The sequence below is a fragment of the Actinoallomurus sp. NPDC052274 genome (genome assembly GCF_040679475.1).
Classification (GTDB): domain Bacteria; phylum Actinomycetota; class Actinomycetes; order Streptosporangiales; family Streptosporangiaceae; genus Actinoallomurus; species Actinoallomurus liliacearum.
The window spans coordinates 86,365-93,560 of the sequence record NZ_JBFAUT010000032.1 but is presented as its reverse complement, the minus strand read 5'-3'; the positions used below and the strand labels follow the sequence as shown (position 1 = coordinate 93,560).

General features: G+C 72.7%; 6 protein-coding genes. All 6 read right to left on the bottom strand.

Annotation, left to right across the window (positions count from 1 at the left end):
* Positions 1-59: 59 nt before the first annotated feature.
* Positions 60-2,207 (bottom strand): transglycosylase domain-containing protein, encoded by a 2,148-nt coding sequence (locus AB0K82_RS25935; RefSeq protein WP_364401437.1) that lies wholly within the window; start codon positions 2,205-2,207, stop codon positions 60-62.
* 399 nt (positions 2,208-2,606) lie between these two features.
* Complete coding sequence (locus AB0K82_RS25930) at positions 2,607-3,434, bottom strand: class II fructose-bisphosphate aldolase (RefSeq protein ID WP_364401434.1); 828 nt, start codon at positions 3,432-3,434, stop codon at positions 2,607-2,609.
* Positions 3,344-4,276: a 1-phosphofructokinase family hexose kinase gene (locus tag AB0K82_RS25925; RefSeq protein WP_364401432.1), complete on the bottom strand. Its 933-nt coding sequence runs from the start codon at positions 4,274-4,276 to the stop codon at positions 3,344-3,346. Before AB0K82_RS25925 ends, AB0K82_RS25930 begins: the two co-directional genes overlap by 91 nt.
* The gene (gene nagA / locus AB0K82_RS25920; protein WP_364401430.1) at positions 4,273-5,379 is read right to left on the bottom strand and encodes an N-acetylglucosamine-6-phosphate deacetylase; all 1,107 of its coding nucleotides are present in this window, start codon (positions 5,377-5,379) and stop codon (positions 4,273-4,275) included. Before nagA ends, AB0K82_RS25925 begins: the two co-directional genes overlap by 4 nt.
* Positions 5,376-6,257, bottom strand: coding sequence for an ROK family protein (locus tag AB0K82_RS25915; protein WP_364401427.1), 882 nt, complete (start codon positions 6,255-6,257; stop codon positions 5,376-5,378). Before AB0K82_RS25915 ends, nagA begins: the two co-directional genes overlap by 4 nt.
* A complete protein-coding gene (locus AB0K82_RS25910) occupies positions 6,254-7,120 on the bottom strand; it encodes a sugar isomerase (protein ID WP_364401425.1) in 867 nt (288 codons plus the stop codon). The genes AB0K82_RS25915 and AB0K82_RS25910 overlap by 4 nt, the downstream gene beginning before the upstream one ends.
* Positions 7,121-7,196: the final 76 nt, after the last annotated feature.

Here is a 7,196-nt window from a genome sequence, read left to right as displayed (position 1 = left end):
GGCCCCCGGGCCCCCGGGGTGTCCCCGCGGGCCCGCGCCCCCGGGGGCGCCCGCACCGCTCACTCCGATCCGGAGTCGTACGCCCGGCCCGGCGGCTGGCCGGTCGGCGGGCCGCCGGGGGGCGGGCCGCCGGTCGGCGGGTGCGTCGGGCGCGTCGGCGGCGTCGGGTGCGTCGGCGCCGACGGCCGAGTCGTCCGGGGCCGTGAGAAGGTCGGGTACGGCCGCGGCTGGACGGGCGCGGTGTACGACGGCCACTGACGCTGACCGGGGTACACCGAGGGGTCGCCGAACTGCTTCACCGGCATGTTCTCGTCGGCCTTGACGAGGTAGTCGTGCCAGATCTTGGCCGGCAGGCTGCCGCCGTACGCGGAGTAGCCGGGCAGGCTGAGCGCCTTGTTGTCGGTCCGGAAGACGGCCACCGAGGTCGCGAGCTGCGGGATGAACCCGTTGAACCAGAGCTGCTTGCCGCTGGTGGTGGTGCCGGTCTTGCCGGCGGCGTTCCGGTCGGGCAGCGCGGCCCTCGTGCCGGTACCCGCGTCGACGACCTTCTGCATGGCGTACGTCGCGTCGCGGGCGACCTGCTTGCTGAAGACCCGCGTGCCGTCGGTCGGCTCGGTGCGCTTCTTGCCGTCGCGGTCGGTGACCGACCGGATGACGTGCGGGGCGTGGTACACGCCCTCGGAGGCGAAGGCGGCGTACGCGGCGGCCTGCTGTTCGACGCTGACGTCGATGACGCCGAGCGGGAACGTCACGGCGGTGTTCGCGCCGTTGGCGGTGAGCTGCGACTCGGGGATGCCGAGCTTCTCCGCCATCTTCATCACCTTGTCGTTCCCGATCTTCTGGGCGATGTTGACGTAGGCGGTGTTGATGGAGTTCTGCGTGGCGGTGACGAGGTTAACCGGGCCGAAGTCCTCGTTGTTGTCGTTCTGGATCGGCTGGTTGCTGCCGTCGAACGTCTGGTCGTTGCTGCCGTCGACGTAGTCGTCCAGCGACATCCCGTCGTCCAGCGCCGCCGCCAGCACGTACGGCTTGAACCCCGAGCCCGGCTGCACCTTGGCGTCGAAGGCGGCGTTGAACTGCTGGTCGAGGTAGTCCTTGCCGCCGTAGAACGCGTTGACCTCGCCGGTCGACGGGTCGATCGACACCAGGCCCGCCATCACCTTCTTGGAGACGCCGGAGGGCATGGCGTCCTCGACCGCCTTCTTGGCGTCGTCCATCAGGTCCTTGTCGAACGTCGTGCGGACCTTCAGGCCGCCCTTGGCGATCTGGTCGTCGGTGTAGCCCATGCGCTTCAGCTCGGCCTTGACGAGCTCGTAGACGTAGCCCTTCTGTCCGCCGTAGATGTCCTTCGTCTTCTGCTTGATCGGTGTGGGGAACCGCATGGTCGCCGCCTCCTGCGGCGTGATGCTCTTCATCTGCACCATGCCGTCGACGACGTACTTCCAGCGCGCCTGCATGTACGGCAGGGCGCCCTTCACCGACAGGTCACCGGCGTAGGTCGGCACCTGGATGGCCGCCGCGAGGTACGCGCCCTCGGCCGGGGTGAGCTTCTGGACGTCCTTGCCGTAGTACGCCTGCGCGGCCGACTCGATGCTGTAGGAGTCGCGGCCGAAGTAGATCGTGTTGAGGTAGTTCTGGAGGATCCAGCTCTTGTCCTTCTCGCGCCCGACCTTGAGCGCGATCATGATCTCCTTGAGCTTCCGCGACGCGGTGCGCTGCTGGCTGAGACCGCTGTAGTAGTTGCGGACCATCTGCTGGGTGATGGTGGACCCGCCCTGCAGCGACCCGCCGGTCGCCGTGGCCCAGAACGCCCGCGCGGTGCCCTTGAAGGACACGCCGGGGTCGCTGTAGAAGCTGCGGTTCTCCGCCGAGATGACGGCGTCCCGGACCGGCTTCGGCACCTGGGACAGGGGCACCGGCTGGCGGTTCTTGCCGGTGCGGAGCAGGACGCTGCCGTCGCTGTAGTAGAAGACCGACGCCTCCTTCACGGCGTCGGGCTGCGCGGAGCTCGGGACGGGCGTCATCAGGTAGGCGACGACGAACGCGGCGACGGGCAGCAGGATCAGCACGCCGAGGACGTACGTCGTGCGGCGGAGCCACTTGGCCCGCCGGCTCCGCTGCCTCTTCGGTTTCTTCGGCGGCTTGGACTTCTCGCCCTCGGGCAGGGCGTGCACGGCGGTCATGGTCGACGGGCTCTCGTCGACCATGACCGCTGACGGGCTCCCCGCCATGGATCGCACGGCCGGGGTGATGCCGGGTCGAGGGTCGATGTCGGGTCGAGTGGCGTCATGGTGATCAGCGGCTCCGGACTCGACGGGTGTTGCCGATTCGGCGGCGCCGCGCGGATCGGCCGCTTCCTCCGGTCCTGCCGCGGCCTCGACCCCGTCGGCGCTTCCAATGTTGGACGCGCCGGACGGCTCGGAAGTTGGCGTAGACCCTGACTGCGTTGCGAATTCACCGGCGTCGGCGCCGGTGTCCTTGTCACTCACTCGTCCCCCGTGACCTGCGTGAACCCTCGAACGTACCGTTAGGGTCGCGCTGCTCGGACCGGCGAGCCCGGCGTCCGGGGGCTTGACGATCCTATGCCACGGAGGATAAAGAGCCCGTCAGCCCCTGGTGAGCACCGTGCCGATCAACCGCGCCACCTCACGCGCCACGGCGTCCCGCCCCGGCGCCAGATACTTTCGGGTGTCCACAACCGTCGGATGGTCGGCCAGGTATGCCCGGACCGCGTCGGTGAAAACCTTGTTGAGGTGTGTGGCGATGTTCACCTTGACGATCCCCGCCTCGACGGCACGCGTCAGGTCGGCGTCGGGCACGCCGGAGGAGCCGTGCAGGACGAGCGGCACCGGTACGGCGTCGCGGAGCCGCGCGATGAGGTCGAGGTCCACCGTCGCGGTCCGGTCGGTCATCGCGTGCGAGGTGCCGACCGCGACCGCGAGCGCGTCCACGCCGGTCGCCGCGACGAAACGGGCCGCCTCCTCCGGGTCGGTACGCGCGCCGGGCGCGTGCACGCCGTCCTTGCCGCCCACCTCGCCGAGCTCCGCCTCGACCCACACGCCGTGGTCGTGGCAGTAGGCGGTCATCTCGGAGGTCGTGGCGACGTTGGCGTCGTAGTCCAGCGCGGACGCGTCGAACATCACCGAGCCCAGGCCGAGCCCGACCGCCTCCCGTACGAGCTCGGGGGAGGTCGCGTGGTCCAGGTGCACGGCGACGGGGACCTTCGCGGCGCGCGCCGCGGCGAGGCAGGCCACCGCGATCGGCTCGAGCGCCGAGTGGTAGCGCACGGCGTTCTCACTGATCTGCAGGATGACCGGACGGCCCGCCGTCTCGGCCCCCGCGATCAGCGCTTCGGCGTGTTCGAGCTGGATGACGTTGAACGCGCCGACGCCCTGTCCGGCGACGACGAATTCTCCTGCGGAGACGAGAGGCATCTGCGGAATCCTTCGTAGGCGGCGGGATCGTAGGAACCCGCGACGGGGGCGAGTACGGCCGCGGCCGACAGGGCGGCGGCGTCCTTGAGCAGGTCGGGCCACGGCGTTCCGACGCCGGCGGCGAGCGCGGCGACGACGGAGTCCCCGGCGCCGGTCGGATTGCCGCTGACCACCCGCGGCGGGGGCACGCGGTGAACCTCGTCACCGGTGACGGCCATGAGGCCGTCGGCGCCGAGCGAGACGACGATGGCGCGCGCCCGCAGCGCCCGTGCGCCCGCCACCGGGTCGTCCGTGCCGGTCAGCTCGGCCAGCTCGGCGGCGTTCGGCTTGACGGCCCAGGCGTACGGCGCGGCGTGCCGCAGGGCCTCGCCGGACGTGTCGACGATGACGGGCACGTCGCGCCGGGCGAGCCGGGCGACGGCGTCCTGCGGCACGCCCGGCGGCAGGCTGCCGGAGATGACGACGACGTCGGCGTCGGGGATGCGGGCCTCGAGGGCCGCCCACTCCTCCGGGGCGACGACCGGGCCGGGCTCGTTGAGGAGCGTCGCGTCACCGCCGGCGACGATGGTGACCGTACGGCGGGTCTCCCCGGCGATGGGGACCAGGTCGTGCGCCAGGCCGGCGGCGTCGAGGTCGGCGCGGACGGCGTCGCCCGTCGCCCCGCCGGCCAGGCCGAGGACGAGGACGTCGTGGCCGAGCGACCGCAGCACGCGCGCGACGTTCACGCCCTTGCCGCCCGCGCGGGTGTGCACGGTCTGGACCCGGTGGGTGCCGCCCGGCCGCAGCTCCGGCACCTCGTACGTCACGTCGAGCGCGAGGTTCGGCGTGACGGTGACGATCACGCCGTCACCACGCTCTGGACCCGGAGGTCCGTGTCGAGCAGCACCAGGTCGGCGCGGAGCCCGGGGGCGATGGCGCCCCGGTCGGTGAGGCCGAGCAGCGTGGCCGGGGTCGTCGCCGCGAGGCGTACGGCCTCCTCCAGCGCGACGCCGGACGCCCGCACCGTCTGCCGGAAGACCGCCGCGGTCGTCGCCGTGCTGCCGGCGATCGAGCCGCCCTCGGCCAGCCGCGCCACGCCGTCGCGCACCTCGACGTCGAGCCCGCCGAGGGTGTACTCGCCGTCGGACATGCCCGCCGCCGCGATGGAGTCGGTGACCAGCGCGGTCCGCGCGCCGCCCGCGACCCGGGCGACGTGCGCCACGATCGCGGGGTGCAGGTGCACGCCGTCGCCGACGAGCTCGACGACGACCTCGGGCGCCTCGAGCAGCGCGAGAATCGGTCCCGGCTCGCGGTGGTGCAGCGGCCGCATCCCGTTGAACAGGTGGGTGGCGACCCGCGCGCCCGCCCGTGTCGCCTCGACCGCCACGTCGTACGTCGCGTCGGTGTGCCCCACGGCGGGGACCACCCCGGCGTCGCGGACGCGGCGCACCGCGTCCAGGCCGCCGTCGAGCTCGGGCGCGAGCGTCATCATGCGGACGTTCGGGACCTTGAGCAGCCGCTCCACGGTCGCGGGGTCGGGGTCGCGCAGCAGCGTGGGGTCGTGGGCGCCCTTGCGGGCGACGGACAGGAACGGCCCCTCGTAGTGGATCCCCGCGAGCACGCCGTCGTCGGCCAGCTCGGCGAGCACGGACGCCCGGCGTTCCAGCTCGGCGGGGGAGGCGGTGACGAGGCTGGCGACCAGCGTCGTGGTGCCGTGCTCGAGGTGGAACGCCGCCGCCCGCACGCACTCGTCCGGGTCCGCCGAGTCGAACGACGCGCCGCCGCCGCCGTGGCAGTGGATGTCGACGAAGCCGGGGACGATCACGTGGGCGTGCCGGTCGGCGCGCTCCGGCCGGCCCTGTTCGACGCGCGTGATCCGGCCGTCCTCGACGCCGACCCATCCGGGTTCGAGGATCCCGCCGGGGGTGACGACCTTGTCCGCGCTCAGCACCGTCATCGTCGTCATCGTCGCTCCAATAGGTCGCGTGCCCACAGACCGGCGCCCACACACCCGGCCTCGTCGCCGAATGTCGCGATCGTGAGGCGCGGCCGGCGGTGGAAGGTGAGCCGTCCGGCGAGGTCGTCGGAGAGCGGGCCGAGCAGGAGGTCGCCCGCCCGCGACAGGCCGCCGCCGATGACGATCACCTCGGGTGCGACGAGCGCGGTCGCGGCGGCGAGGGCGGTGCCGAGGAAGCCGATCGTCTCGGCCCAGATCGCCGCCGCGTCGGCGTCGCCCTCGCTCACCAGGGCCGCGACCTCACCGGCGGTCGCGTCCCGGCCCGTACGGCGGGCGTAGCGGCGGCCGACCGCCGCGGCGGACGCGACGGCCTCCAGGCAGCCGGTGCCGCCGCAGACGCACGGTTCGTCGGCGCCGACGGACATGTGCCCGATCTCCCCGGCGTAGCCGTTGCCGACGCACAGGTGCCCGTCGACCACCATCGCCGCCGCGATGCCGGTGCCGATCGGGATGACCAGCGAGTTGCGGGCGCCCTGCGCGGCGCCGAGGCGTATCTCGGCGGTGCCCCCGGCGCGTACGTCGTGGCCGACCGCGACCGGCAGGCCGGTGCGCTCGGCGATCAGGTCGCGGAACGGGACGTCGCGCCAGCCGATGTTCTCCGACCAGGCGGCCACGCCGCGCTCGTCGTCGACGATGCCGGGCACCGCGAGGCCGACGGCCTGTGCGGTGCCCGCCTGCTCGACCAGCTCTACCACGGTCTCCAGCACGGCGTCCACCGCGGCCTCGCCCCGCGGCGTGGGCCGGCGGAGGGCGGCGACCCGGTCGAGGCCGGGGGAGAGGACCGCTCCCTTCATCGACGTGCCGCCGACGTCGAGAGCGACGATCACTTCAGCACGACCGAGCGGGTCAGCGACCGCGGGCGGTCGGGGTCGAGTCCCTTCGCCTCGGACTGGGCGACCGCCACCCGCTGCGCGACGATCAGGTGCGCGAGCGGGTCGAGGTCGCTGGTCACGAACGTCGCGCCCGTCGCGGCGACGTCGTCGGCCAGACCCTCCGGAGCGGTACCGAACATCCAGGTCAGCCGGCCCGGCTGGGCGATGCTGATCGGGCCATGGCGGTACTCCATCGCCGGGTAGGACTCGGTCCACAGCTGCGCGGCCTCGCGCGCCTTCAGCGCCGCCTCGTCCGCCAGGCCGTTGGTCCAGCCGCGGCCGAGGAAGCTGATCTGCTCGGCGGCCACCCACTCGGGGTCCAGCGGCTGGGCCAGCGCCCGCTCGGCGTCGTCCGCGGGAACCTCGTCGCCGATGGAGGCCCGCAGCAGCGCCAGCGCCGTCGTGGCGAAGCGGGTCTGCACCACGGACTTCTCGTCGGCGAAGTCGAGGATCACCTGCCGCGTTCCGGCGGCGAACGGCGCGTCGTGGATCGCGGTGATCGCCGTGACGTTCGGCAGGCGCTCGACCGCCTCGAGCACCTCGGTGGTGGTGCCGGATCGGCTGATGGCGACATACCGGTCATAGTCGCGGCCGAAGGGGAGCTCGGAGGCGGGGAAGGCGTCGGTGACGCCCAGGCCCCGGCTCTCGCGCAACCCCGCGTACGCCCTGGCCATGTACAGGGACGTGCCGCAACCGAACACGGCGACCCGCTCACCGTCACGGGGGAGTACGTCCCGTGCGTCGGCCAGCCGGTCGGCCGCCCGCCGCCAGCAGGAGGGCTGACTCTCGATCTCGGCCAGTACGTGTTGCTGCGCCAATCCTGCCTCCGGGTTTGCTCGTTATTGAGCGATTCGTGCTTGCATCATGCACTAATGAACACGAAGTCGCCAACAG